We start from the raw sequence: 22272 nt of genomic DNA on the forward strand, positions 1-22272 counted from the left end.
CCGGTGTTGCGGCCGGCCGCTAGTCGAGCGGTCTCGGCCCGATCTCGCGTTCCAGGAAGCGGTGGTACTCGATGGCCGCGATCGAGTTCTCCAGCTGTTCGAACGTCGGCGCGGGGAGCGCGCCGTTGAAGACGATGGTCAGGCTCTTCCGCGGGATGTTGATGACATACGGATCGACGTCGAGTTCCTCGCAGTGCCCGCGCAGGACGGCGGTCCAGTGGTCGAGGTCCTCGTCCTCGCCGAGGTGTTCCCACCGCGCGACGATCCAGTTGCCGTTGATCAGCTGGCCCGCCATCTCCCGCGGATCGTGGACCATGTACGGCTCGGCGACGTCGTTCATCGTCCGAGGTGTTCGAGGAGCGCGGCGAAGGACTCGGCCGGGAGCACCAGGATCGGCCGGGTCTCGTCCGGCAGCGCCCACTGCTTGGTGTCCCGGATGCCCACCAGGCCGGGCGCGGTGCCGACCTCGACGCAGGCGTTCTCTTCCCAGTGCGTGTAGGTCGATTTGTGCCAGCCGGTCATGTTCTCGTGCCAGGTGGTCATAGGAGGGCCTTTCCCCAGTGACTGTTTCGGCAAGTAGACGGGTTGCGCGGCAGCAAGGTTGGCGAGATCGGGTGATCTGTGCCGATCGGTCGGTGAGCGGCTCCGATGATCGCGTTCGGCGCACGGAAAGGGACCTTCACCGACAGCTGCTTTACATACGATGCACTCTCGGAGTGCATAAGGCCAAGGGTCTTAGGTCACCGAAGTGAACCGGCCGCGAGCTGTCGGTAGTCGGCGGCGATGCGCGTCAGGTGCCCGCAGGCGACGTCGCCGTAAGTGGCGTAGCGCTCGACCTCGGCGAAGTTCTTTTCGTAGTCGGTGACTTCGCGTTCGTCCGTGACGAGGGCAGTGGCCGTCTGCGTCCCGAGGAGCACCGCGCGCGAGTCGTAGATGTCGAAGCCGTGGAGGACGGGGACCGACACCGGGGTGGTCCACGGGATCACGCCGAGCCGGACACGATCGCGGCGGGAGATCTCGATGAGGTGGCCGAGCTGGGCCAGCATGGTCTCCGCGCCGCCCATGTTCCAGCGCAGCGCGCCTTCAGTGAGCACGAAATGGAACCGGCGATTCGAATCGAGGATCCGCTGGCGCTCCAGCCGGGCCTCGACCGTCTGGTCGCGTTCGTCCTCCGGCAGCGTGTCGCCGAACAGCGCGGTGATGTAGTCGCGGGTCTGGAGCAGGCCGAACACGATCGTCGGCTGGAAGCTCCGGATGCGGGCGGAGGCCGTCTCGATCTTGCCGATGCGCTGCTGCATCCGCCAGGCACCGCGCTGAAAGACGACGCGGGCGGACGCCGCCTCCTCGCGGAGATCCCGGGTGATCGCGACCAGCTCCCGCCGGACCTTCGCGGGCGCGCGATAGACACGGCACAGCGCGACGACCTGGTCCTCGGTCGGCATGAACGCGCCGGTCTCGACCCGCGACACCTTCGACTGACTGAGGCCGGTGAGTCTCGCGGCTTCGGTACCGGACAGCCCGGCGGCCTTGCGCAGACGGCGCAACTCGGTGGAGAGGTGGTCCTGGTTCGTCACGCACGGCTTTCTGAGGCGATCGCGGTCGGCAGGAATGTCACGATAGCCCGCCGAGCCCCTCTCAGCGAGGAAGCGCCGAAGCGCGCCAGGCGCCCTCTCCGGGAGCGAGCGGGGCCCGCACGAGCGAAGCCTTGTCCGCCCACCACGAATCCCGTTTCGGTGCCGGTTCCGGTGCCCGCGCACCGGCCGCCGCCGCGACGACGGCGGTCAGCGCGGCGAGCTCGGCGTCGTCCGGGTTGCCCCGGACGACGCGCAGCAGCGGTGTTTCGGGCGCGGTCACAGCGGGATGTTCCCGTGCTTCTTGGGCGGCAGCGACTCACGCTTGCCCTGGAGCAGCGAGAGCGCCTTCGCGACGTGGCCGCGGGTGTGCGCGGGCACGATCACCGAGTCGACGTAACCGCGCTCGGCGGCCGCGTACGGGTTCAGGAGGGTGTCTTCGTACTCCTGGATCAGCTCGGCCCGCAGCGCGTCGACGTCCTTGCCGTCGGCGGCCGCCGCGGCGAGCGTCTTGCGGTGCACGATGTTCGCCGCGCCCTGCGCGCCCATGACCGCGACCTGCGCCGTCGGCCAGGCCAGGTTGATGTCCGCGCCGAGGTGCTTCGACCCCATGACGTCGTACGCGCCGCCGTACGCCTTGCGGGTGATGACGGTGACGAGCGGGACGGTCGCTTCGGCGTAGGCGTAGATCAGCTTCGCGCCGCGCCGGATGATGCCGTTCCACTCCTGGTCGGTACCGGGCAGGAAGCCGGGGACGTCGACGAAGGTCAGCACCGGGATGTTGAACGCGTCGCAGGTGCGCACGAATCGCGCGGCCTTCTCGGAGGCGTCGATGTCGAGGCAGCCGGCGAACTGGGTCGGCTGGTTCGCCACGATGCCGACGCTGCGCCCGTCCACCCGGCCGAAGCCGACCAGGATGTTGGGCGCGAACAGCTCGTGCACCTCGAGGAAGTCACCGTCGTCGACGACGCGGTTGATGACCTCGTGCATGTCGTACGGCTGGTTCGGCGAGTCCGGGATCAGCGTGTCGAGCTCGCGGTCGGTGTCGGTGACGTCGTCGAAGAACCCTCCGGGCGCCGAGTCGGTCTCGAACAGCGGCGCTTCGGACAGGTTGTTCGCCGGGAGGAACGCGAGCAATTCCTTCACGTAGGCGATGGCGTCTTCGTCGTCGGAGCCGAGGTAGTGCGCGACACCCGAACGGGTGTTGTGCGTGCGCCCGCCACCGAGTTCCTCGAAGGAGACCTCTTCGCCGGTCACGGTCTTCACGACGTCGGGGCCGGTGATGAACATATGCGAGGTCTTGTCGACCATCACCACGAAGTCGGTCAGCGCGGGGGAGTAGACGTGCCCGCCCGCGTTGGCGCCCATGATCAGCGAGATCTGCGGGATGACGCCGGACGCCTTGACGTTGCGGTTGAAGATCTCGCCGTACAGGCCGAGCGAGACGACGCCTTCCTGGATCCGCGCGCCGCCGCCCTCGTTGATGCCGATGATCGGGCGGCCGGTCTTGATCGCCAGGTCCATCACCTTGACGATCTTCTCGCCGTACACCTCACCGAGTGAACCGCCGAAGACGGTGACGTCCTGGCTGAACACGCACACCGGACGGCCGTCGACGGTGCCGTAGCCGGTGACGACGCCGTCGCCGTAGGGGCGGTTCTTCTCCTGGCCGAAGTTGACCGAGCGGTGCTTCGCCAGCTCGTCGAGCTCGACGAAGGAGCCCTCGTCCAGCAGCAGGTCGATCCGCTCGCGAGCGGTCTTCTTGCCCTTGGCGTGCTGTTTCTCCACCGCCCTCGCGGAACCCGCGTGCACCGCCTCGTCATACCGGCGGTACAGGTCGGCCAGCTTGCCGGCCGTCGTGTGGATGTCCGGTTCGTCCTCGGGCGGCGTCCCGAGCGGCTCCGTCGCACTGCTCATGAAACCGCAGCCTAGCTACTCGACGGTCACTTCGCGTGTGGCGTAGGCAACGTCTCGGTACAGGTGGTCGTGAGTGGCGTTTCGTGTTCTAACCCGAAACGCCACTCACGAGGTTCGAAGGGCCGAGGCCTGGCGGTGACGCGGATCGGAACTCGCGTGATTGAAGCCGTAACTCGCGTGATCAGCGGCGTAACACCCGAGTGCGGCATCCAGTCACGCGAGTTACGTGTCCGATCACGCGAGTGACGGCCTCGATCACGCCGCGACGCGGTTGGCTCTAATCCAGAACACGGACCGAACCGGTCACTGGACCGAGGCCCGCACCAGCCCGGACTCATACGCCGCGATCACGAGCTGCGCCCGGTCCCGCGCCGCGAGTTTGTGCAGGAGATGACCGATATGCGTCTTCACCGTCGCCAGCCCGAGATGCAGGGTCCCGGCGATCTCGTCGTTCGACAGGCCCCGCGCGATCAGGCTCAGCACCTCGCGTTCGCGCGTGGTGATGTTGTCCAGCGAAGCCGCGACGCGCTGGCCGGGTTCGGGCAGCCGGGCGAACTCCGCGATGAGCCGTCGCGTGATCGACGGGGCGAGGAGCCCTTCGCCCGCCGCGACGACGCGGATCGCGGTCAGCAGTTCGGCGGGCGGGGTGTCCTTCAGCAGGAAGCCGCTCGCGCCCGCGCGCAGGGCCGAATAGACGTAGGCGTCGAGGTCGAAGGTCGTCAGCATCAGCACGTGGACGCCTTCGGTGGCGGCCGACGCGCAGATCCGCCGGGTCGCTTCGATGCCGTCCAGCTCCGGCATGCGGACGTCCATCAGCACGACGTCGGGGCGTTCCTTCTCGGCGAGTTCCGCGGCCTCCGCGCCGTCGCTCGCCTCCCCGACGACTTCGAGGTCCGGCGCGCTGTCGACGAGCACGCGGAAGCTGCCGCGCAGCAACGCCTGGTCGTCGGCGATCAGTACGCGGATCATCGTGTCCCCACTTCCTTGGCGGCGTACGGAAGCCGCGCGAACACCCGGAATCCCCCGGCGGGCAGCGGGCCCGCCTCGAAGTCACCACCGTAGACGGCGACGCGTTCGCGCATGCCGATCAAGCCGTGCCCGCCCACGGCGGGTGGCGAGCCTTCGCCGCGCCCGTCGTCGACGATTTCGACGCTGACCTCACCGGGGCCTTCGGTGATCGTGACCCGGCACGCGGACGGTCCCGCGTGCTTCACGACGTTGGTCACCGCCTCCTGCGTGATGCGGTAGACCGAAAGCGCGACGCCTTCGGGCAGGTCGTCCACGGCCTCGCCGGTCAGCTCGACGCGCACGCCGGCCTGTCCGGCGCGTTCGGCCAGGGTCCGCAGATCGGCGAGTTTCGGTGCGGGCCCGAGCGCGGCCTCGGGCGTCCCGTCACCGGAACGGAGGACGCCGAGCATCCGCCGGAGTTCGACGAGGGTCTCGCGGCTGGTGAGTTCGATGACCCGCAACGCCTCGCGTGCTTCTTCGGGCTGTTGCTCCGCGACGTGGTTGCCGACGGCCGCCTTGACCGCGATCAGGCTCATGCTGTGCGCGACGACGTCGTGCATCTCGCGCGCGATGCGCAGCCGTTCGTCGGAAACCGCCTGATCGGCCTGGGTTTCGGCGAGCTGGGCCAGGTTCGCGCGTCGTTGCCGCGTCATCCAGCCCAGCGCCCACGAGCCCGCGACCCCGCCGCCCGCGAAGGCCGTCGACGCGATCGTGTTCGGTCCGAGCCGCAACACTTCGAAGACCATGACGACGACCAGCCCGAGTCCCATCGCGATCAGCGAGCGGGCCCGCGGGTGTTCCAGCGCCACGGTGTACAGGGCGCATCCGGTGGCCAGGAGCGCGGCCGGGGCCAGTCCGTTGCCCGCGATCAGCGCCGGGACGAGGCTGCCCAGGCCGAGACCGTAGGCGAGCAGCGGGCGGTGCCGCCGTAGCGCGATCGCGATCCCGCTGGCGGCGACCGTCGCCCAGGCGAGCCACATCGGGATGACGACGAGGAACGTCCAGGTCCGCGCGGCGAGGTTCCCGCCGACGGCCACGACGAGCACCAGCGCGAGTAGCCCGTCGATCGTGTACGCCACCCGTTGGGAGAGCGCCGACGGCTGTTTCATACGGCGAACTCAACCAGAAGGGCGGCGCTTCCGCGTCCGTCCGGTGGAGGTCATCCCCAGGGTGGAGATCAGCTCCCGTGAGCCGCCGCGAAGAACTCCTTCAGCCTCTCTCGCCAGCTTCGCAGCGCTTCGGGCACGACGTCGTCCTGTCCGGCGGGGACGGTCTGGGTCAGCTCGACCATGGTGCCGTCGAGCTCGGAGTGGCTGAACTCCCAGCGGACGACGCCGCCTCGCGGCAGGCTGATTTCCAGCAGTCGCGGCGGTTCTTCGCGGACGACCGTCCCTTCGGCCCTGTCGGACGCGAGAAGGGCCCAAATCTCGTCGAGCGGCTTCCAGATCAGATCACGGCGGAAGCGGATCACCTTGCCGTCGTCGGTTTCCAGGACCTCGCCCTCGGCGAGCCCGAATTCCTCGGTGTAGGCCTCGATCGGGCCGACCCAGTCCTGCGGCGGCTCGTGATCCTCGCCGTCGAGCAGAGCGGAGAGCGCGACGAGGCAGCTGTCCCAGCCGGCGGCCGTGCGGCCCGCGGCGATCCTGGCGATGGCGGGTTCGCCCCGGCCGAACGTATTCGTGAACAGCAGACGGCTGCCGTCACCCTCCGGGATGATCTCCCAGCGCAGCACGTCGTCGTTCCAGCTGAACGCGAAGACGCGGGGTTCGTCGGCTTCGAGGACTTCACCCGCAGTCGGCTTCTCTTCGCCTTCGAAGGTGAACTCGATGGTCCCGCCCGGTCGCAGGTCGACGGTGACCGCGGCGGGGAACCAGTTCGCGAGCTCCGACGGTGTGGTGATCGCCCGCCAGACGCGTTCCGGCCGATGCGCGAGACGGCGTTCGATCCGCAGCGCCGGACGTTCTCCGACGGTTTCCAACCGGGCGCGAGCGTTCACGGTTACCTCCTAATGTGCCGTGAGGGAAATATAACCGCGACGTAATATTTGGTCAACCGGCGAGGTGGACGCCGATCCCGCTGCGTCCCGGAGCCAGGTCTTCGCGCAGGACCAGATCACTGTCGTAGTCACCGCCGTTCTGGCGGCGGAACGGGATCGGGTCCTGAGTGGACAGCGTCCGCAGTCGTGCGCGCAGCGATTCCGCGGCGACTTCGTATTGCGCGGGCGAAACGCGGTCGGCACCGCAGACCGTCAACGGGGGCAACACGGACATGCCCGCGTACCACAGTGTTCCGTGCTGCAGCGGGAACAGCAGGTCGCCGATCTCGCCGTTCACGCCACGCGGTCCGATGGTGGCTTCCGGCGCGCCCGCGGTCAGCACGACCATGGCGCGCTTCCCGGCCAGCGCTCCTTCGCCGTAGCGCGCCGTCCGGCCGTCGGGGCGTTGGACGCCGTAGGCGAAACCCTTGACGAAGACGCGGTCGAACCAGCCCTTGAGGATCGCGGGCATTCCGTACCACCACAACGGGAATTGGAAGATCACGGTGTCCGACCACGCCAGCTTTTCGTGCTCGGCGCGGATGTCCTCGCCCAGTTCGCCCGTCCGGAAGGCGTCCTTCGACGTCGAGCCGACGATGAGCCGATCCGCGGAAGCGGCCCGGCCGAAGTCGTCGGCGTCGACGACGGGCTTCCATTTCATCGCGTACAGATCGGATTCCCGGACGTCCGCGCCTTGCGAGCGGAGGATGCGTAATCCCTCGTCGCGCAGTGAGCCGCCAAGGGAACGGGGTTCAGGGTGGGCGAAGATCCACAGCACGTTCATGGTTCCACCGTCGCGCGGTCCCGCCGTCGAAACGAGTGGCCCGATGGACAACATGTGCAAGAATCGAGCCATGGGCTTTTTCACGCATCCCGGCCGCCACCGGGTCGCCGTGCTGGTCCGGCACGGCATGCTGGTGATGGAGCTGGGCATCGTCACCCGGCTGTTCGGCACGGCCAAATCGGCCGACGGTGAGCCGCTCTACGAAGTCGTCACCTGCACACCGGAACCCGGGCAGATCCGGACCGACGCCGACGTCACCATCTCGGTCGCGCACGGCCCGGAGGTGCTGGCCGAGGCCGACACGGTCGTCATCCCGGCGTCGTCCACCGAATACGAACCGTCGGGGCACGACCTCACCGAACCGCTCGCGCGGGCGCTGGAGCTGATTCGGCCGGAGGCCAGGATCGCGTCGATCTGCACGGGTGCCTTCGTGCTCGCCGCCGCCGGCCTGCTCGACGGGCGGAAGGCGACCACGCACTGGCGTTCGGCTCTGGACTTCCAGGCGAAGTTCCCGAAGGTCGCCCTCGACCCGAACGTGCTCTACACCGACGACGGGAACGTGCTGACCGCTGCGGGCGTCGCGTCCGGGATCGACCTCTGCCTGCACATGATCCGCTGCGATCACGGTGCCGCGGTCGCGAACGAGGTCGCGCGCGGAACGGTCGTCTCGCCGCATCGCGAGGGCGGGCAGGCGCAGTTCATCCGGCGGCCGGTCCCGGAACCGCAGTCCTCGTCGACGGCGGCGGCGCGGGCCTGGGCGCTGGAGAACCTCGACAGGCCGCTGACCCTGCGCGAGCTGGCGGCGAAAGAGGCGATGAGCACGAGGACGTTCACGCGGCGGTTCCGTGACGAGGTCGGGATCTCGGCGTTGCAGTGGCTGACCCAGCAGCGGATCGAACGGGCCCGTCAGCTGCTCGAAGAGACCGATCTGCCGGTGGACAAGGTCGCGGCCGAGGCGGGTTTCGGCACCGCCGCGTCGCTGCGTCAGCATCTGCAGGCGGCGCTGGGCGTCTCCCCGAGCGCGTACCGGAACACCTTCCGCGAAGCCGTCTGACGGCGATTAACCTCCTGGTAACTTACCCGGAAATAAGTTCCGGAGGTGGTTGGTGAAAGCCCTCAAGATCGCCGAACGCGTGTTGTTCGCCGGTGCCGCGATCGGCACGGTGTATTCCGCGAGGACCGGCAATCGGAAGCTGCAACTCGCGACGAAACCCGCCGCGGTCCCGGTGCTCGCCGCCCGGGTCGCGCGTTCGCGGGGGCTCGCGCCGGGGGAGAAGGGGTTGCTCGTCGCCGCGTTGATCGCGGCCGGCGCGGGTGACCATTTCATGGGCCGGTCCGACGAGGATCGCGAGCTGATCAAGGGTGCGACCTCGTTCGGTGTGATGCAGGTGCTGTACTCCGCGCTGCTCTGGCGTCGCGGAGCTCGTCCGCGCGCGACGACGGCGACGCCCCGGCTGGCTGCGTGGGCGTCGGCCGCGGTCGCGATGGCGCTGCCGAAGCCGTCTCCGGTGTCTTCGGTGCTTTCGGTCTACGGAGGTCTGCTGAGCACGACGTCGACCCTCGCGGCGGACCCGGTGCTGGCGCCGAAGGCCAAGGTCTCGGGCGGGATGGTGATCCCGTCGGGTGACCGCCGGACCTGGATCGCCGCCGGTGCGCTGCTGTTCTCCGCGTCGGATCTGGCGATCCTGATCCGACGCAACTTCGTCACGAGTGAGCGCGTGCGGGCCAATCTCGAAACCTTCGTGCTGACCTCGTACCTGGCGTCGCAGTGGCTGCTCGTCGAGGGGATGACCGCCGAAAGTTAAGCACTTACTTGACTATCGCTCGGCGTGGGCGGATAGTTAAGCATGTGCCTAACCAACGGATGGACCAGGTGTTCAAGGCGCTGTCCGACGGGACGCGGCGCGAAATGATCGAGCGCCTCACCCGGGGACCCGCCTCGGTGGGGGAGCTCGCACAGCCGCTGTCGATGTCGCTGCCCGCCGTGATGCAGCACCTCCAGGTGCTGGAGGCGAGCGGGCTCGTCCGGTCGGAGAAGGCGGGGCGCGTCCGCACCTGCCATCTCGAACCGGACGGCCTGCGGATGGCCGAGGAGTGGCTCGGCGGGCAGCGCACCGGCTGGGAACACCGGCTCGATCGTCTTGGTGGCTTTCTGAACTCCGACGAAGGGAACAGGTCATGACCGTCAAACACGCCACGTTCACCCTCGAGCGCGTCTATCCCGTTCCGCCCGAACGCGTCTTCGCGGCCTGGGCCGATCCCGCCGCGAAAGCCGGCTGGTTCACCGTGCCGGGCGGCGAGCATTCCCTGGACTTCCGCGTCGGTGGCCGCGAGATCACCACGGGTCCCAATGGCGACGGCCGGAAGCTGATCGCGGACTCGCGGTACGAGGACATCGTCGACAGCGAACGGATCGTCTACTCCACGACCTTGTCCACCGACGACGTCCTCGCGACCGTGTCGCTCACGACGGTGCTGCTCGAACCCGAGGCGGACGGCACCCGCCTGACGCTGATCGAGCAGGGCGCCTTCCTCGACGGACAAGAAGAACCGGCCTGGCGCGAGCAGGGAACCGGATGCTGGCTCGACGCACTGGGGAAGGTTTTGTCGACAGTATGAACACATGCTGACCGCTGAACTGATCGTCGACAGCCGTGTCCCGTCGAACCCCGCGCTCTCCGCCGACGGGCGGTGGATCGCCTACCAGGTCGACACCATCGCGAAGGGCGTCCCCGAGATCTGGCTGGCGGCCGTCGACGGGAGCGAAAAGCCCCGGAAGCTGGCCGAAGGTTCCGCGCCCCGGTGGTCGGCGGATTCGCTCTACTTCCTCCGGGACGGCCGGATTCACACGGTGGACGGGCCGCTGTTCACCTGGGGGAGCGAGATCACCGCGTTCCTCCCGATGCGCGATCGGATCGTGTTCGTCGCCGAGGACGCGACGCCGGCCGCGGATATCTGGGTCTGGAGCGAGAGCTTCCGTCCGGCGCGGCTCCGGAGCTTCGATCGGCGGACCGGGGAGATCACGACACTGGTCGAAGACCATGTCGTCGACGTCGCCCGCCGTCAGGACGACAAGGTGCTCGCCGTGGTGACGTGGCCGAATCCGGAACTCGATTCCGGTGGGCTCGAACCCCGGCTCACCTTGCTGGATTTGGAAACCGGGGACCGGCGTGAGCTCGGGACGACCGCGGTCGAGACCGCGAGCCCGGTCTGGTGGCGGGACGGCGACGGCTGGCATGTCGCCTATCTCGCGACTCCGGAAATCGTGGGTGGCTTGGCGGTCTTCGACGTGCCCGTGGAAACGGGGGAGCACCGGAACCTGACGCCGGAATCGGCCTGCCCGATCGGGCTCGCGCAGGTCGATTCCGGTGCTCCGTTGGTACTCGTCGCCGACGGGCTCGACACGGCCCTCCATCGGCTCGGCTCAGGCGAAGTGGCGTTCTGGCGCGGGCAAGCCGACGCGCTGGCCTCGAACGGCGAGATCGTGGTCACGGTGCTGAGCACCACGTATCGGCCGAAGGATGTCCATTGTGGATCGATCGGCGAAGCGTTGACCCGAGTCAGCGATACCGCGCCGGAGTTCGCCGGACTTCCGTGGGGCTCCCAGGAGCGGCTGTCCTATAAGGCTTCCGATGGTCTCGCGCTGGACGGGATGCTCGTCCTGCCGCCGGGGAAGACCCGGGCCGATGGTCCATTCTCGCTGGTCACCGTGGTCCACAGTGGACCTTATGACCGGTACGCGGATCGCTTCATGCTCGGCTGGTACCCGTCGGCGCAGTGGCTGGCCCTGGCAGGGCATGCGGTCTTCCTGCCGAATCCCCGTGGGGGACAAGGCCATGGGCATGAATTCGCCGCTTCCGTCGCGGAACGGGTAGGCCTGGAGGAATGGAGCGATCTCGAGACCGGGATCGATCTCCTCATTGCCGAAGGAGTGGCCGATCCGGAGCGGCTCGGGATCGCGGGCGGGAGTCACGGCGGATACATGACGGCCTGGGCCGTCGGGCAGACCAGCCGATTCAAGGCGGCGCTGATGGTCGCCGGGATCTGTGACTGGGGAATGCTCGCCGCGACCGGCGAACTCGGCCCGCTGGTGGAAGCCGCTCATGTCGGGAGTATCGGCTGGGAAGGGACCGGCCCGCACCGGCACGATCAGCTCAGCCCGATCTCCTTCGCGTCGGAGATCGAGACCCCCGTGTTGATCGTGCACGGTGCGGACGACACGAACGTCCCCTTGTCCCAAGCGGAATTCTTCCACCGCGCGCTACGCCACTTCGGTGTGGAGCACGACTTCGTGGTCTATCCCGGCGAAGGGCATTCGATCCGCGGGCGGGCGCACCAGCTGGATCTGCTTCGCCGCACCCGCGAGTGGTTCGCGCGGCTGCTCTAACCCTGCGGCTCGCCGGGGACGTACGTGCCGAAAGTCCATTCGTACCCTTCGAGATCGTCGACGCGGCAACGGTAATTGCCCCATTCGGTGTTCTCCGGCTTCCAGACCGTCGTCGCGCCGGCGTCGACGGCGGAAGCGAAGACGGCGTCCACGGCCTCTTGCGTCGGAAGGCTGACGTAGAGGCCGTGGCCGACGGTTTCGCCCTTGCGGGCCGGGCGGTCGTAGTCCTCTTCCGCGCTGAACACGATGATCCGGACCTCACCGCGCCGCAGTTCCGAATGCAGGATCAACCCCTTGTCGTCGGGGTACTCCGTGGTGGTCTCGAAGCCGAAGGCGCGTTCGAGCCAGCGAAGGGCCTTGGGGGCGTCGTTGTAAGCGAGGTAGGTGTGGAGGGAGGCGGGACGTTCCTGGGTTTCGGTCATGGGCACAGCCTCGCAAGCGATGAGGACACCTACGGTCCTCGATTCGTCACCAAAGAAGGCGAACGCCGAGCACGGTGATGAGCCCGCTGGACGTCAGCGCGGTCGCCAGCCGCCCGCGACGTCCGGTCAGCGCCTTGCCGAGTACGGCGCCACCGCCGGCGAGGAACACTTGCCAGCTGGCCGAGGCCGCGAACGCCGCGAGCACGAAGACGACGTGTTCCGCTCCGCTCGCCGCGGCCATGTCCTTGCTTCCGAGCACGAGTGCCGCGAAGTAGACCACCGTCATCGGGTTCAGCAATGTGATTCCGAAAAGGCTCACGTAGGCCTTCACCGGCCCGATCGCGACCGGGTCGGTCACCTCGGCCTTCGCGGAGTCGCGGAAGTTCCGGACCCCGGTGAATCCGATGTGGACGGCCAGCCCGAGCAGCACCACCACCGAAATCCAGCGCAGTGGCACGGTGATCGGTTCGATGACCGGGATCAGCGTGCCCCCGCCGAGAACCGCCACCAGGGCGTAAAGCCCGTCGGCCGTGGCGACCCCCAGCGCGGCGTACACGCCGATCTTGAGGCCCGCCCTGACCGTCAGCACCACGAGATAGGTCCCGACCGCGCCCACCGGGATGGCGATGCCGTACCCGGCGAGCAGGCCCGCGACGAACGCGGCGCTCACGGTCGGACTGGTGTCGGCCTCCACCCGGACCCGGCCTGCTGCTGCTTCCGCACCCGTCGGACGACGGTGGACGGCGGCAGGAAGGTGCGGGTCGATGTCATGGGAGAAGGATGCGAGCGGGGTGCCGCTCGCGCAACACAATTATCTCGCGGCTCACGAGAGGGACGGCTGAAGAACGGCGTCCAGGTCGGCCAGCAGCCGCGCCTTCGGCCGGGCGCCGACGGTCGTCCACACAGGACTCCCGTCGCGGAAGAGGATCAGCGTCGGCAGCGACATGACCTGATAATTCCGGGCCGTGAGCGGGTTTTCGTCGGAGTTGAGCTTGCGGATGATCAGCGATCCGGCGCGTTCTCCGGCGATCTGTTCGAGCACCGGCGCGATCATGTGGCACGGCGGGCACCATTGCGCCCAGAAGTCCACCAGGACGGGCTTGTCCTGGTCCAGGACGAGCGCTTGGAAGGTTTCGTCGGTGACGGCGGAAAGGGACACTCAGGCCTCCTCGGTTCGCGGCGCGACGACGCACGGTCCCGGCGGCGTTTTCAGCGCGCCGGCGAGCTTGGTCAGCAGGCTGTCCCGTACGTCGTTGAGCCTGGCCAGACAGGCGTCCACCTCGGCGAGTTTGCGTTGGTAGACCTCGATCGAATCGGCGCACGAGTCGCCGGTCTCGTGCCCGGCGCGCAGGCACTCGACGAACGGCCTGGTGTCCTCCAGACTGAGCCCCACCGCTTGCAGGGTCAGGATCTCGTTCACCAGCCGGAAGTCGTCCTCGTCGTACTCCCGGTAGCCGTTCGACGCGCGCCGTGCGTCGAGAAGCCCTTGTGACTCATAGAAACGCAGCGCGCGGGTGGTGGTTCCGGTACGCGCGGCGAGTTCGCCGATCCGCATGGTCCCGAGCGTAAACCTTGCCCTTGGCGTCAAGGCAAACGTTCAGTCGTCGAGATCGACCCGGATGGTGAGGAGGTCCGTGCCGATCGCGCGCACGGCGGCGCTGTTGAGCCTGGGCAGGGCCTTGAGACGCGCGCGGGGGTCGTCGCCGGGGAGCAGATGCGCCGTGCCGGTGTGCCAGCGGCCCCTGAGCCGGACGCGGACCCGCGGATCGGCCTGGATGTTGCGGACATACTGCGACTTCTCGCCGAACTCCGAGACGATCCAGAACTCGCGGCCCACCCGGCGGCCACCGATCGGGGTCCGCCGGGCCTCGCCGGACTTGCGGCCGGTGGTCTCCAGGATCGGCTGGTTCGGCAGCCTGCCGAGAATCGGGTTACCGATGTGGCGCTGGAACGTCGTGGCCACCCGGTGCTTGATCTCGTGATAGCGGGACATGGCTCCAGGGTGCCCTACGCTCGGGCCATGGTGGACGAGTCGGACGTGGACCTGGGGGACGGGGCCACACTGCACGCGTACGACACGGGCGGGGCCGGTCCGGTGGTCTTCTGGCACCACGGGAGCCCGAACATCGGCGCCCCGCCCGTCCCGCTGTTCCCGGCCGCCGAGCGGCTCGGGCTGAGGTGGGTCTCCTACGACCGGCCCGGTTACGGCGGTTCGTCGCCGAGGCCCGGCCGGGATGTCGCGTCGGCGGCGTCGGACGTCGAGAAGATCGCCGATGCCCTGGGAATCGGGCGCTTCGCGGTCTTCGGGCATTCCGGCGGCGGGCCGCACGCGCTCGCCTGCGCGGCGCTGCTGCCGGACCGGGTGACGGCGCTGGTCTGCGTCGCGAGCCTGGCCCCGTACGGCGCCGCCGGGCTGGACTGGTTCGCGGGAATGGGCGCGGCGGGAGCCGGATCCCTGACGGCCGCCGTGGCGGGGCGGGCCGAAAAGGAGCGGCACGAGGCGACGGCCGAATACGACGCGGAGATGTTCACCCCCGCGGATCACGCGGCCTTGTCAGGCGACTGGAAGTGGTTTCTCGACGTCGTCGGCCCCGCGGTCGAGGGCGGGCCCGGTGCGCTGATCGACGACGACCTCGCGTACGTCGCGCCGTGGGGCTTCCAGCCGTCCGATGTCCGGGCTCCGGCCCTGTTCCTGCATGGTGGCAAGGACCGGATCGTGCCGCTCGCGCACGGCGAGTGGCTGGCGCGGCAGTGCGCCACGGCCGAGTCGCGCGTTTTTCCCGAAGACGGGCATGTCTCGGTTCTGCGCCACGGGGCGGGCGCGCTCGAGTGGCTGGCCGCTCGTCAATGAGCTGCGAGATCGTCCTCGTCCGGCACGCCGAGTCCGTTCCGCCTTCGCCGGGGAAGCCCGACGATCCGGAGCGGCCGCTGACCGCGGCGGGCGTGTCGAGCCCTTACCGGCGGGCTGTCGCGCCGTGAGGGCGGTCAGGCATGTGTTTGCTGTGACCGGTGGCCTTGATGAGGGGTGTGTGGAAATAGGGACATCCAGCGTCCCTATTTCCACACACCCGTCACTCAATGCAACGAAGTGTCCGCAACGGCTCCCATGAGTGACTTTCCCGTACTTCCGGCACGTCGTGCCTGGACCCAAGTCAGGCCGCGGGCCGCCCGGCACCCGTGTAGTCGTCGCCCTTCGAGTGATACGTGTGGATCTGGATCGCCTGGCCCTGCGTGGGCGCGTTGATCATCAGCCCGTTCCCGAGGTACAGCCCCACGTGGTGGATCCGCGTCGACGGGTTCCCGTAGAACACGAGGTCGCCGAGCTTCGGCTCGCCGGGCACCTGCGGCAGCGCGCGGAACTGGCTGTCCGCGGTCCGCGGGAGCGCGACACCGGCTTCGTCGTAGGACGCCTTGGTCAGCCCGGAGCAGTCGAAGCCCGCCGCGCCCGCTTCGGGGCCGTTGCCGCCCCACACGTACGGCAGGCCCAGCTGGCCGAGGGCGAAACGCGTCGCCTTCACGGCGGGGCTGGCGGAGCGCGCCGGGTCGAGGGACAAGGTCGCGTACAGCTGCGCGTTGCCGAGGACACGCTGACGGAACAGTTCGGCCTCGTTGCCCTTGCCGCCCTGGTAGCCGGCGATGGCCTTCCACCAGCCGTTGCCGCCGCCGAGGTCGGCCCCGGAAGCGCACAGGACGCGCCCGGCGGCGACCGAAGCGGAGTCGGGATCGGCGAGCGCGGGTTTCGCGATGCCGGGGATCGACGCGCCGTGCTTCTTCCACTGCTGCGCCGACAGGCCGAGCGGGTTGTCCCCGCCGCGGCCGTGGTTCGAGCTCGCCGCGCCGATCCCGGCCAGGGTGACCCAGGACAGGTGGCAGTTCGGCTGCTCGCCGCGCAGCGCCAGTTCGCCGTTCGCGTAGCCCATGAGCGACTTCGCCGGGATGTCGAGCGGTCCGGCCAGCTTGTTGGCCCACTCTTCGAGCGGCCGGGCGCCCTTCGGCGTCTCCTGCGCCTTGACCGGCGCGCTGACCTCCAGGACCGACGGGCCCGCGCCGCCGCCGACGGTGGCCGGATCCTGCTTCGCGGCGGGAAGCGGCACTGGCTGACGTCCGTCCGCCGGGGCGGGGTCGTTCCCGCCCGCGAGCAGCCAGCCCGCCGTCGCGAGCCCCGCGACCAGCGGGAGGGCGACCAGGCCGCGCATCGCCACGCCGTGCGCCCACGACTTCTTCCGGCTGGTTTCGGACGCGCTCGGCGCGGGCTCGGGCTCGGTCACGCCGTCCAGATTATTGGAGACCACCTCTGCGTAACGAGCGAACGCCTTGCACGTTAGGGGGACTCTCATATTCTGGACAAATGAGTGAGACGGGAGCGCTCGACGCCGGGCGTCTGAGTGCCGCGCTGTCCGGCCGGTACGCCGCGATCGAGGTCGTGGCGAGCACCGGGTCCACCAACGCCGACCTGCGGGAAGCCGCCGCGAAGGGGGCTGAAGACCGCACGGTGCTGATCGCCGAAGAGCAGACGGCCGGGGTCGGCCGCCGCGCCCGGCACTGGTCTTCGCCGAAGGGATCGGGCCTCTACGTCAGTGTGCTGCTGCGCCCGGGCGGCGTCCCGTTCGCCAATTTGGGTTCACTTTCCGTGGTCGCCGGGCTCGCGGTCCGGGAGATCGCTGAGGGACTGGGTGTCGACGCCGTCCTCAAGTGGCCGAACGACGTTCTCGCCGGCCCGGACCGCGCCAAATGCGCGGGCATCCTCGCCGAGGCCGTCGCCGGTGACGAGACCACGGTGATCCTCGGTATCGGCCTGAACGTGCTGCCGCTCGGCGAGAACGTCCCGGCCGGGCCCGGCGGCCTGCCCGCGACCTCGCTGGCCGAGCAGGGGGCGACGGAGACCGACCGCGCCGAGATCGCCGTCCGGCTGCTCACCTCGTTCGACGAGCTCGAACGCCGCTGGCGGCTCGGGGGCGGGTCGCTGGCCGAGGCCGGTCTGCTCGGGGATTACCGGCGGTACTGCGCCACGCTGGGACAGGACGTCGAGGTCCAGCTGCCCGACGGCTCGGCGCTCACCGGCCGCGCCGCCGACATCGATCCCGCCGGCCAGCTCCAGGTCGACGTTCCCGGTGGTGAGCGGTACACGGTGTTCGCCGGAGACGTTGTCCACGTGCGGCCCGCCAAGGCCTGATCCGTGCGTCTCGATTTCCGGCGTCTCCTCTTCCGCCGGGACCGTTCGCCGGTACGGTGAGCTCACCAGCGCCGAACACACTTTGGGAGCGTCCGTCGTGGCCTATCCGGACGATTTGCTCAGCGAGAACGAGCACGTCGTGGTGCACAGTCACCCGCATTTCAAGATGCTGATCTTCCCGTTCCTCGCGCTGATCGTCACGCTCGGCGCGGGGATCTGGCTGGCCGTCATCGCGAAGGACGCGACGGCCCCGTGGGACCTGATCTCCGAGATCGCGATCGCCGCGGTCGGGCTCGGTCTCGTCGTGTGGTTGTTCCTGGCGCCGTTCGTCCGGTGGCGCACGACGCATTTCATCGTCACCACGGACCGGTTGATCGCCCGCGAGGGTGTGCTCAAGCGGACCGGCATCGACATCCCGCTGTCGCGTATCAACAGCGTCCAGTTCGAGCACGGGCTGCTGGACCGCGTGTTCGGTTGCGGCACGCTGGTGATCGAGTCCGCTTCGGACGAACCGCTGAAGTTCGACGACATCCCCAAGGTCGAGCGCGTGCACACGGTCATCTACCGCGAAGTCAACGACAACCCGTACGACGACTTCGCGCCGGGCCCGCAGCAGACCGAGCCGCTGCCGCCGCAGGGGCACCCGCCGCGCGGAAACCGGCGCCGCTGATGGGCACGCGAGAGCTGGGGCTGCCCGAGAAGGTCGCGTCCGTCCACTCCCTGCCGGAGCGGGTGACGATCTGGGAGGTCGGCCCGCGTGACGGTCTCCAGAACGAGAAGTCGATCGTCCCGGTCGAGGTCAAACTCGAATTCCTGGACAGGCTCGCCGATTCCGGGCTGACCACGCTCGAGGCGACCAGTTTCGTGAGCCCGAAATGGGTGCCGCAGCTGGCCGACGCCGAGCAGCTCCTGGCCGGGCTCGACCGGCGCGAGGGCGTCCGGTACCCGGTGCTCGTGCCGAACGAGCGCGGGCTGGACAGGGCGCTGGAGGCCGGTGTCTCGCATATCGCGATCTTCGCCAGCGCCACCGAGACCTTCGCCAAGAAGAACCTCAACTCGACGGTCGACGACCAGTTCGCGATGTTCGAGCCGGTCGTCACCAGGGCGCGGGCCGCGGGGCTGGACGTCCGCGGGTACGTGTCGATGTGCTTCGGCGACCCGTGGGAGGGCGCCGTCCCGGCCGCGCAGGTCGCCGGAGTGGGTAAACGGCTCCTGGACCTCGGCTGCTCGCAGCTCTCGCTCGGCGACACGATCGGCGTCGCCACCGCGGGCCAGGTCGAGACGCTGATCGGGGAGTTCCCCGACGTCGACGCGCTGGCCGTCCATTTCCACGACACGTACGGCCAGGCTCTCGCGAACACACTGGCCGCCCTTCGGAGCGGTGTGTCCACTGTGGACTCGTCGGCCGGTGGCCTCGGTGGCTGCCCGTACGCCGAATCGGCCACCGGGAACCTCGCGACCGAGGATCTCGTGTGGATGCTCGACGGTCTCGGCGTCGAAACCGGCGTCGATCTCGACGCGCTGGTGGCGACGAGCAAGTGGATGGCCGGGAAGCTGGGCAGGCCGAGTCCGTCGCGGGTGGTCAACGCGCTCGCCGGATGAGGTTCGCGGAACTCACCGGCGAGACCTGGCCGCTTTTCGAGCGGTTGTTCGGGCCCGGAGGCGTGCAGGGCGGCTGCTGGTGCGCCTTCTTCCGGCTGACCGGGCCCGAGTTCAAGCAGGCGGGCAAGGACGGCCGCAAGGCCCATGTTCGCGACGAGGCCGCGGCCGGGAAACCGTTGGGGCTGCTGGCCTTGGTCGACGACGAGCCGGTCGGCTGGGTCGCCGTCTCGCCCCGGCTCGACAACCCGCGGCTGGCGAGGTCGCCGGTCGCGGCGTCGGCGGGTGATCACGCCGGGGTCTGGTCGGTGACGTGCTTCTACATCGGCAGGAAGAGCCGTCGCCAGGGGCTTTCCGCCGCCTTGCTGCGGGCCGCGGTCGATTTCGCGGCCGGGCGTGGGGCGCGCGTCGTCGAGGGTTACCCCGTCGAGGTACTGGGCAAGCGGCCGGGCGCGGACCTGTACCACGGCACGGTGAGCACCTTCACGAAGGCGGGTTTCGAACTCGTCGAACGTCGTGCGCCGTCGCGAGCCTTGATGCGCTTTCGGGTATCCGCCGACGGGAACGCCGTCCGGCGCTAAGGTCGTAACGCGTCCTGTCCGCTGCCTCCCCCGTCCACCGGTGGGAACCGATTCCTTGGGGGAGGTGCGGTGACCGATCCGAGCGAGGCCGGAACGGGCCCGATCCGGCTGCCCGTCGAGTACGACGCCCCGACACCGCCGCACGGGGCTCGCGCGCCGTACGCGCCTTCGCCGTGGCCGCCCGCGGTGGCGCCCTTGCGGGTGCCCTTCCCGCCGAAGCCCGCCGCCCCGCCGCCGATGGGGGCGTTGCGGACGGAACGGGAAAGCGTGATCGCGCTGTTCCTCGTGCACATGTTCCCGATCGGGCATCTTCCGGTCGCGATGGGCAAACCCGCGCGTCAGCTGCCGCTGCCCGACGGCGGTTCCGGCCCGCAGGACCATCCCGAGGCGGACGTGCTCGACGACCTGGACGCGTTGTCCCATGTCAGCAGCGGATTCCGGCGGTCGCCGACGACTCCGGCCGCGGTTCCGCCGCCGGAGTTGACCAGGGGACACCATCCGTGGGGCGAAATGTCCGAAGAGGACTGGAAAGAGCGCTTCGTGACCGGAACGGGCTACCTGTGGCCGTCCGACGGCGATCCGGCGACGCCGACGATGCTCGAAGCCGGCACTCATCTCGACCGCTTCGGGGATCAGCACGGCCGGGTGTTCGCCGAGGACGCGACCCTGTTCCCCATGCGCTCGCTGCCGCCCGACCAGGTCGGTGTCTACCGGCGTTACCGCGTCGTCCGGCCGCTGCCGGTCTGGCGCTCGGTGACCGCCGGATGGTTCGGCCAGCCGGGCGGCGGGGTGCGTTTCCGCACGGTGCTGGGCGCCGATGAACTCGTCACGCTGGGCTTCCTGGCGGACGTCACGGGGGAGGTTCGGTGAACACGGGGACGATCCTGCGGTGGCTGGCCGCGCTGGGCGTGCCGCCCGAAGTGGTCTCGGTCGGCGCGGAGGTGGACAACGCCTGGTGCCTCATGCGCACGGAGGAAGAGGGCGCCGAGCCCGCCTGGGAGGTCTTCTGGCGGGAGCAGGGCAACCGGTACGACTGGGCGCGGTTCACCAGCGAACAGGTCGCCTGCCACTACCTCTTCGGCCGTCTGGCCTGGTCGCAGGTCGCGCGCGGCGCCGTCGGGCTGCTGCCCGGCGCGCACTGACCTCGTTGCGCGTGAAGGCCCCCTTCCTCCATCCATGCCCCCGCCACCGCCCTCAACGGACGCGCTGGCGCGCGCAGCCTGAATTCCATCAGCCGAGGGAAGGGGGCCTTCACGCGCGTTCAGCGCTTCAGGATCGCCAAGACCTCATCGTGGAGCAGCCCGTTCGTCGAAAGCGCCGACCCGTTGTCGTAGCGCGCTTCGCCGTTCAGGTCGCTGAAGCGGCCACCGGCCTCGGTGACCAGCACCTGGGCCGCGGCGACGTCCCACGGGTTCACGATGCATTCCGCGGTGACGTCGAGCGCGCCCTCGGCGACCAGGCAGTGGTGCCAGAAATCGCCGAAGGCGCGGCTTTCCCAGCAAGCGTCGACGAGGTCGATGTACTTCTCGCGTGAGTGGTACTCCACCCACGAGTTCAGGTCCGTTGTGGACAGATACGCGTCTTCGAGCGCCGAGACCTTCGACACCGAGATGCGGCGTTCCCCGGCGGAGTCGCTCATCCAGGCGCCGTCCCCGGCGGCGGCCCACCAGCGGCGGCCGAGCAGCGGTGCGCTGATCATGCCCACCACGGGGTCGCCGTCCTCGACGAGCGCGATCAGCGTCGCCCACACCGGGACGCCGCGCAGGAAGTTCTTGGTCCCGTCGATCGGGTCGAGCACCCAGGCCCGCCCGGTCGCGGCGGTGCCGCCGCGTTCCTCGCCGAGCACCGCGTCGTCCGGCCGGTCCGTGGCGAGGATCGCGCGGATGGCGTCCTCGACGGCGGTGTCCGCGTCGGTGACCGGCGTCCGGTCGGGTTTGCGTTCCACGGCCAGGTCGAGCGCGCGGAACCGGGCGGTGGTGATGGCGTCGGCGGCGTCGGCCAGCCGAGTGGCGAGTTCAAGATCATTCTCGTAGCCGGGCACGGTCACGATGGTTTCACGCCCGGCAGTCGTAGAGTTGGCCAGGTGAGCATGGTGCTACTCGCCGAGGACGACCCGGCCATCGCCGATCCGCTTTCCCGCGCACTCCAGCGGGAGGGATACGAGGTGCGGGTCGTCGGTGACGGGCCCGCCGCCCTCGACGCGACCGAGAGCGACCGAGTGGATCTGCTGGTCCTCGATCTCGGCCTCCCGGGCATGGACGGGCTCGAGGTGTGCCGCCGCCTGCGCGCCAGCGGCACCGAGGTCCCGGTGCTGATGCTCACCGCGCGCACGGACGAGGTCGACTTCGTGGTCGGGCTCGACGCGGGCGCCGACGACTACGTCGCCAAGCCCTTCCGGCTCGCCGAACTGCTGGCCCGCATCCGGGCGCTGCTCCGCCGCCGGGCGCCCGACGTCCTCGAAGCCGGGGGAGTGCGGATGGACCTCGGCGCCCGGATGGTCACCGTCGACCTGCACGAGGTGCAGCTGGCGAACAAGGAGTTCGAGCTGCTCCGGGTGCTGATGAGCCGCGCCGGCCAGGTGGTCAGCCGCGACGAGATCCTCGCCGAGGTCTGGAACGACCTGGAATCGAAGACCTCGAAGACCCTCGACATGCACATGTCGTGGCTCCGCCGGAAGCTCGCCATCGCGGCCGACGAAGCCGCGGGCCGCGCGGGCAAACCCGGCGGGAACGGCGACGGCGAACGGCGGATCGCCACGGTCCGCGGCGTCGGCTTCCGCTTCAACGCGGAATAGC

General features: G+C 69.3%; 30 protein-coding genes. 14 read left to right on the forward strand and 16 right to left on the reverse strand.

Going from position 1 to position 22272, the window contains the following annotated elements; genetic code table 11:
• Positions 1-19 precede the first annotated feature (19 nt).
• From DMC61_RS24125 to DMC61_RS24165, 9 genes are all read right to left on the reverse strand, one after another.
• Entirely contained in the window at positions 20-340 is a 321-nt protein-coding gene (locus tag DMC61_RS24125; RefSeq protein WP_016331336.1) for a hypothetical protein, read from the reverse strand.
• A complete protein-coding gene (locus DMC61_RS24130; protein ID WP_016331337.1) occupies positions 337-543 on the reverse strand; it encodes a DUF397 domain-containing protein in 207 nt (68 codons plus the stop codon). Before DMC61_RS24130 ends, DMC61_RS24125 begins: the two co-directional genes overlap by 4 nt.
• Before the next feature lie 197 nt (positions 544-740).
• Complete coding sequence (locus tag DMC61_RS24135) at positions 741-1574, reverse strand: helix-turn-helix transcriptional regulator (protein WP_125691415.1); 834 nt, start codon at positions 1572-1574, stop codon at positions 741-743.
• Positions 1575-1635: 61 nt separating this feature from the next.
• Positions 1636-1854 carry an acyl-CoA carboxylase subunit epsilon gene (locus DMC61_RS24140; protein WP_016331339.1) on the reverse strand — a complete coding sequence of 73 codons (219 nt, stop codon included), beginning with the start codon at positions 1852-1854 and terminating at the stop codon, positions 1636-1638.
• The gene (locus tag DMC61_RS24145; protein ID WP_037332312.1) at positions 1851-3488 is read right to left on the reverse strand and encodes an acyl-CoA carboxylase subunit beta; all 1638 of its coding nucleotides are present in this window, start codon (positions 3486-3488) and stop codon (positions 1851-1853) included. The genes DMC61_RS24140 and DMC61_RS24145 overlap by 4 nt, the downstream gene beginning before the upstream one ends.
• Before the next feature lie 303 nt (positions 3489-3791).
• A complete protein-coding gene (locus tag DMC61_RS24150; protein WP_016331341.1) occupies positions 3792-4457 on the reverse strand; it encodes a response regulator transcription factor in 666 nt (221 codons plus the stop codon).
• Positions 4454-5605 carry a sensor histidine kinase gene (locus DMC61_RS24155; protein ID WP_063272348.1) on the reverse strand — a complete coding sequence of 384 codons (1152 nt, stop codon included), beginning with the start codon at positions 5603-5605 and terminating at the stop codon, positions 4454-4456. The genes DMC61_RS24150 and DMC61_RS24155 overlap by 4 nt, the downstream gene beginning before the upstream one ends.
• 68 nt (positions 5606-5673) lie before the next feature.
• Positions 5674-6492: an SRPBCC family protein gene (locus tag DMC61_RS24160; RefSeq protein WP_125691417.1), complete on the reverse strand. Its 819-nt coding sequence runs from the start codon at positions 6490-6492 to the stop codon at positions 5674-5676.
• Positions 6493-6544: 52 nt separating this feature from the next.
• Positions 6545-7315 carry an NAD(P)H-dependent oxidoreductase gene (locus tag DMC61_RS24165; RefSeq protein WP_125691419.1) on the reverse strand — a complete coding sequence of 257 codons (771 nt, stop codon included), beginning with the start codon at positions 7313-7315 and terminating at the stop codon, positions 6545-6547.
• A gap of 43 nt (positions 7316-7358) precedes the next feature.
• Between DMC61_RS24165 and DMC61_RS24170 the strand changes: the two genes are divergently transcribed.
• From DMC61_RS24170 to DMC61_RS24190, 5 genes are read left to right on the forward strand one after another with little or no spacing between them, the layout of a single operon-like run.
• Positions 7359-8369 (forward strand): GlxA family transcriptional regulator, encoded by a 1011-nt coding sequence (locus DMC61_RS24170; protein ID WP_199750085.1) that lies wholly within the window; start codon positions 7359-7361, stop codon positions 8367-8369.
• Between the two features lie 52 nt (positions 8370-8421).
• Positions 8422-9120 (forward strand): lysoplasmalogenase family protein, encoded by a 699-nt coding sequence (locus DMC61_RS24175; protein WP_125691423.1) that lies wholly within the window; start codon positions 8422-8424, stop codon positions 9118-9120.
• A 59-nt stretch (positions 9121-9179) separates the two neighbouring features.
• Complete coding sequence (locus tag DMC61_RS24180; RefSeq protein WP_016331347.1) at positions 9180-9497, forward strand: helix-turn-helix transcriptional regulator; 318 nt, start codon at positions 9180-9182, stop codon at positions 9495-9497.
• Positions 9494-9934 (forward strand): SRPBCC domain-containing protein, encoded by a 441-nt coding sequence (locus DMC61_RS24185; protein WP_125691425.1) that lies wholly within the window; start codon positions 9494-9496, stop codon positions 9932-9934. Before DMC61_RS24180 ends, DMC61_RS24185 begins: the two co-directional genes overlap by 4 nt.
• Positions 9935-9938: 4 nt before the next feature.
• Positions 9939-11702, forward strand: coding sequence for a prolyl oligopeptidase family serine peptidase (locus tag DMC61_RS24190; RefSeq protein ID WP_125691427.1), 1764 nt, complete (start codon positions 9939-9941; stop codon positions 11700-11702).
• Here DMC61_RS24190 and DMC61_RS24195 read toward each other — a convergent pair.
• The 5 genes from DMC61_RS24195 to DMC61_RS24215 all read right to left on the reverse strand — a co-directional run bounded on the left by DMC61_RS24195 (position 11699) and on the right by DMC61_RS24215 (position 14117).
• Positions 11699-12124 carry a VOC family protein gene (locus tag DMC61_RS24195; RefSeq protein ID WP_125691429.1) on the reverse strand — a complete coding sequence of 142 codons (426 nt, stop codon included), beginning with the start codon at positions 12122-12124 and terminating at the stop codon, positions 11699-11701. The genes DMC61_RS24190 and DMC61_RS24195 overlap by 4 nt on opposite strands.
• A gap of 46 nt (positions 12125-12170) precedes the next feature.
• Complete coding sequence (locus DMC61_RS24200; protein WP_125691431.1) at positions 12171-12794, reverse strand: LysE/ArgO family amino acid transporter; 624 nt, start codon at positions 12792-12794, stop codon at positions 12171-12173.
• 153 nt (positions 12795-12947) lie between these two features.
• On the reverse strand, positions 12948-13283 hold the full coding sequence (trxA, locus tag DMC61_RS24205; RefSeq protein WP_125691433.1) for a thioredoxin: 336 nt from the start codon (positions 13281-13283) through the stop codon (positions 12948-12950).
• The gene (locus tag DMC61_RS24210; protein WP_125691435.1) at positions 13284-13679 is read right to left on the reverse strand and encodes a MerR family transcriptional regulator; all 396 of its coding nucleotides are present in this window, start codon (positions 13677-13679) and stop codon (positions 13284-13286) included.
• 42 nt (positions 13680-13721) lie between these two features.
• Complete coding sequence (locus tag DMC61_RS24215) at positions 13722-14117, reverse strand: nitroreductase family deazaflavin-dependent oxidoreductase (RefSeq protein WP_125691437.1); 396 nt, start codon at positions 14115-14117, stop codon at positions 13722-13724.
• A 27-nt stretch (positions 14118-14144) separates the two neighbouring features.
• Here DMC61_RS24215 and DMC61_RS24220 point away from each other — a divergent pair, with 27 nt between their 5' ends.
• Positions 14145-14975 (forward strand): alpha/beta fold hydrolase, encoded by an 831-nt coding sequence (locus DMC61_RS24220; protein ID WP_125691439.1) that lies wholly within the window; start codon positions 14145-14147, stop codon positions 14973-14975.
• A complete protein-coding gene (locus tag DMC61_RS41960; protein ID WP_255431605.1) occupies positions 14972-15103 on the forward strand; it encodes a hypothetical protein in 132 nt (43 codons plus the stop codon). Before DMC61_RS24220 ends, DMC61_RS41960 begins: the two co-directional genes overlap by 4 nt.
• 173 nt (positions 15104-15276) lie before the next feature.
• Here the strand turns inward: DMC61_RS41960 and DMC61_RS24230 are convergent, their stop codons facing one another.
• Positions 15277-16392 (reverse strand): C40 family peptidase, encoded by a 1116-nt coding sequence (locus DMC61_RS24230; protein WP_199750086.1) that lies wholly within the window; start codon positions 16390-16392, stop codon positions 15277-15279.
• Positions 16393-16472: 80 nt separating this feature from the next.
• Here DMC61_RS24230 and DMC61_RS24235 point away from each other — a divergent pair, with 80 nt between their 5' ends.
• The 6 genes from DMC61_RS24235 (at position 16473) to DMC61_RS24260 (ending at position 20619) form a co-directional block, all read left to right on the forward strand.
• The gene (locus tag DMC61_RS24235; protein WP_125691440.1) at positions 16473-17297 is read left to right on the forward strand and encodes a biotin--[acetyl-CoA-carboxylase] ligase; all 825 of its coding nucleotides are present in this window, start codon (positions 16473-16475) and stop codon (positions 17295-17297) included.
• Positions 17298-17394: 97 nt separating this feature from the next.
• Positions 17395-17967, forward strand: coding sequence for a PH domain-containing protein (locus DMC61_RS24240; RefSeq protein WP_016331358.1), 573 nt, complete (start codon positions 17395-17397; stop codon positions 17965-17967).
• Positions 17967-18899, forward strand: coding sequence for a hydroxymethylglutaryl-CoA lyase (locus tag DMC61_RS24245; protein WP_125691443.1), 933 nt, complete (start codon positions 17967-17969; stop codon positions 18897-18899). The genes DMC61_RS24240 and DMC61_RS24245 overlap by 1 nt, the downstream gene beginning before the upstream one ends.
• Positions 18896-19477 (forward strand): GNAT family N-acetyltransferase, encoded by a 582-nt coding sequence (locus DMC61_RS24250; protein ID WP_125691445.1) that lies wholly within the window; start codon positions 18896-18898, stop codon positions 19475-19477. Before DMC61_RS24245 ends, DMC61_RS24250 begins: the two co-directional genes overlap by 4 nt.
• A 69-nt stretch (positions 19478-19546) precedes the next feature.
• Positions 19547-20347 (forward strand): TNT domain-containing protein, encoded by an 801-nt coding sequence (locus tag DMC61_RS24255; protein WP_125691447.1) that lies wholly within the window; start codon positions 19547-19549, stop codon positions 20345-20347.
• Positions 20344-20619 carry a hypothetical protein gene (locus DMC61_RS24260; RefSeq protein WP_125691449.1) on the forward strand — a complete coding sequence of 92 codons (276 nt, stop codon included), beginning with the start codon at positions 20344-20346 and terminating at the stop codon, positions 20617-20619. Before DMC61_RS24255 ends, DMC61_RS24260 begins: the two co-directional genes overlap by 4 nt.
• 119 nt (positions 20620-20738) lie before the next feature.
• Here DMC61_RS24260 and hisN read toward each other — a convergent pair whose 3' ends face one another.
• On the reverse strand, positions 20739-21524 hold the full coding sequence (hisN, locus tag DMC61_RS24265) for a histidinol-phosphatase (RefSeq protein WP_125691451.1): 786 nt from the start codon (positions 21522-21524) through the stop codon (positions 20739-20741).
• A 42-nt stretch (positions 21525-21566) separates the two neighbouring features.
• Here hisN and DMC61_RS24270 point away from each other — a divergent pair, with 42 nt between their 5' ends.
• Positions 21567-22271: a response regulator transcription factor gene (locus DMC61_RS24270; protein ID WP_038519243.1), complete on the forward strand. Its 705-nt coding sequence runs from the start codon at positions 21567-21569 to the stop codon at positions 22269-22271.
• Position 22272 lies beyond the last annotated feature (1 nt).

The sequence above is a fragment of the Amycolatopsis sp. WAC 04169 genome, assembly GCF_003947535.1.
Lineage (GTDB): Bacteria > Actinomycetota > Actinomycetes > Mycobacteriales > Pseudonocardiaceae > Amycolatopsis > Amycolatopsis keratiniphila.

Bases quoted from the DNA above. Each gene is read 5' to 3' on its own strand.
- DMC61_RS24220 (WP_125691439.1), top strand. From the start codon at position 14,145: ATGGTGGACGAGTCGGACGTGGACCTGGGGGACGGGGCCACACTGCAC.
- DMC61_RS24170 (WP_199750085.1), top strand. From the start codon at position 7,359: ATGGACAACATGTGCAAGAATCGAGCCATGGGCTTTTTCACGCATCCC.
- DMC61_RS41960 (WP_255431605.1), top strand. From the start codon at position 14,972: ATGAGCTGCGAGATCGTCCTCGTCCGGCACGCCGAGTCCGTTCCGCCT.
- DMC61_RS24155 (WP_063272348.1), bottom strand. From the start codon at position 5,605: ATGAAACAGCCGTCGGCGCTCTCCCAACGGGTGGCGTACACGATCGAC.
- DMC61_RS24125 (WP_016331336.1), bottom strand. From the start codon at position 340: ATGAACGACGTCGCCGAGCCGTACATGGTCCACGATCCGCGGGAGATG.
- DMC61_RS24245 (WP_125691443.1), top strand. From the start codon at position 17,967: ATGGGCACGCGAGAGCTGGGGCTGCCCGAGAAGGTCGCGTCCGTCCAC.
- DMC61_RS24130 (WP_016331337.1), bottom strand. From the start codon at position 543: ATGACCACCTGGCACGAGAACATGACCGGCTGGCACAAATCGACCTAC.
- DMC61_RS24150 (WP_016331341.1), bottom strand. From the start codon at position 4,457: ATGATCCGCGTACTGATCGCCGACGACCAGGCGTTGCTGCGCGGCAGC.
- DMC61_RS24165 (WP_125691419.1), bottom strand. From the start codon at position 7,315: ATGAACGTGCTGTGGATCTTCGCCCACCCTGAACCCCGTTCCCTTGGC.
- DMC61_RS24270 (WP_038519243.1), top strand. From the start codon at position 21,567: ATGGTGCTACTCGCCGAGGACGACCCGGCCATCGCCGATCCGCTTTCC.
- DMC61_RS24180 (WP_016331347.1), top strand. From the start codon at position 9,180: ATGGACCAGGTGTTCAAGGCGCTGTCCGACGGGACGCGGCGCGAAATG.
- DMC61_RS24195 (WP_125691429.1), bottom strand. From the start codon at position 12,124: ATGACCGAAACCCAGGAACGTCCCGCCTCCCTCCACACCTACCTCGCT.
- DMC61_RS24185 (WP_125691425.1), top strand. From the start codon at position 9,494: ATGACCGTCAAACACGCCACGTTCACCCTCGAGCGCGTCTATCCCGTT.
- DMC61_RS24215 (WP_125691437.1), bottom strand. From the start codon at position 14,117: ATGTCCCGCTATCACGAGATCAAGCACCGGGTGGCCACGACGTTCCAG.
- DMC61_RS24190 (WP_125691427.1), top strand. From the start codon at position 9,939: ATGCTGACCGCTGAACTGATCGTCGACAGCCGTGTCCCGTCGAACCCC.
- DMC61_RS24145 (WP_037332312.1), bottom strand. From the start codon at position 3,488: ATGAGCAGTGCGACGGAGCCGCTCGGGACGCCGCCCGAGGACGAACCG.
- DMC61_RS24210 (WP_125691435.1), bottom strand. From the start codon at position 13,679: ATGCGGATCGGCGAACTCGCCGCGCGTACCGGAACCACCACCCGCGCG.
- DMC61_RS24250 (WP_125691445.1), top strand. From the start codon at position 18,896: ATGAGGTTCGCGGAACTCACCGGCGAGACCTGGCCGCTTTTCGAGCGG.
- DMC61_RS24235 (WP_125691440.1), top strand. From the start codon at position 16,473: ATGAGTGAGACGGGAGCGCTCGACGCCGGGCGTCTGAGTGCCGCGCTG.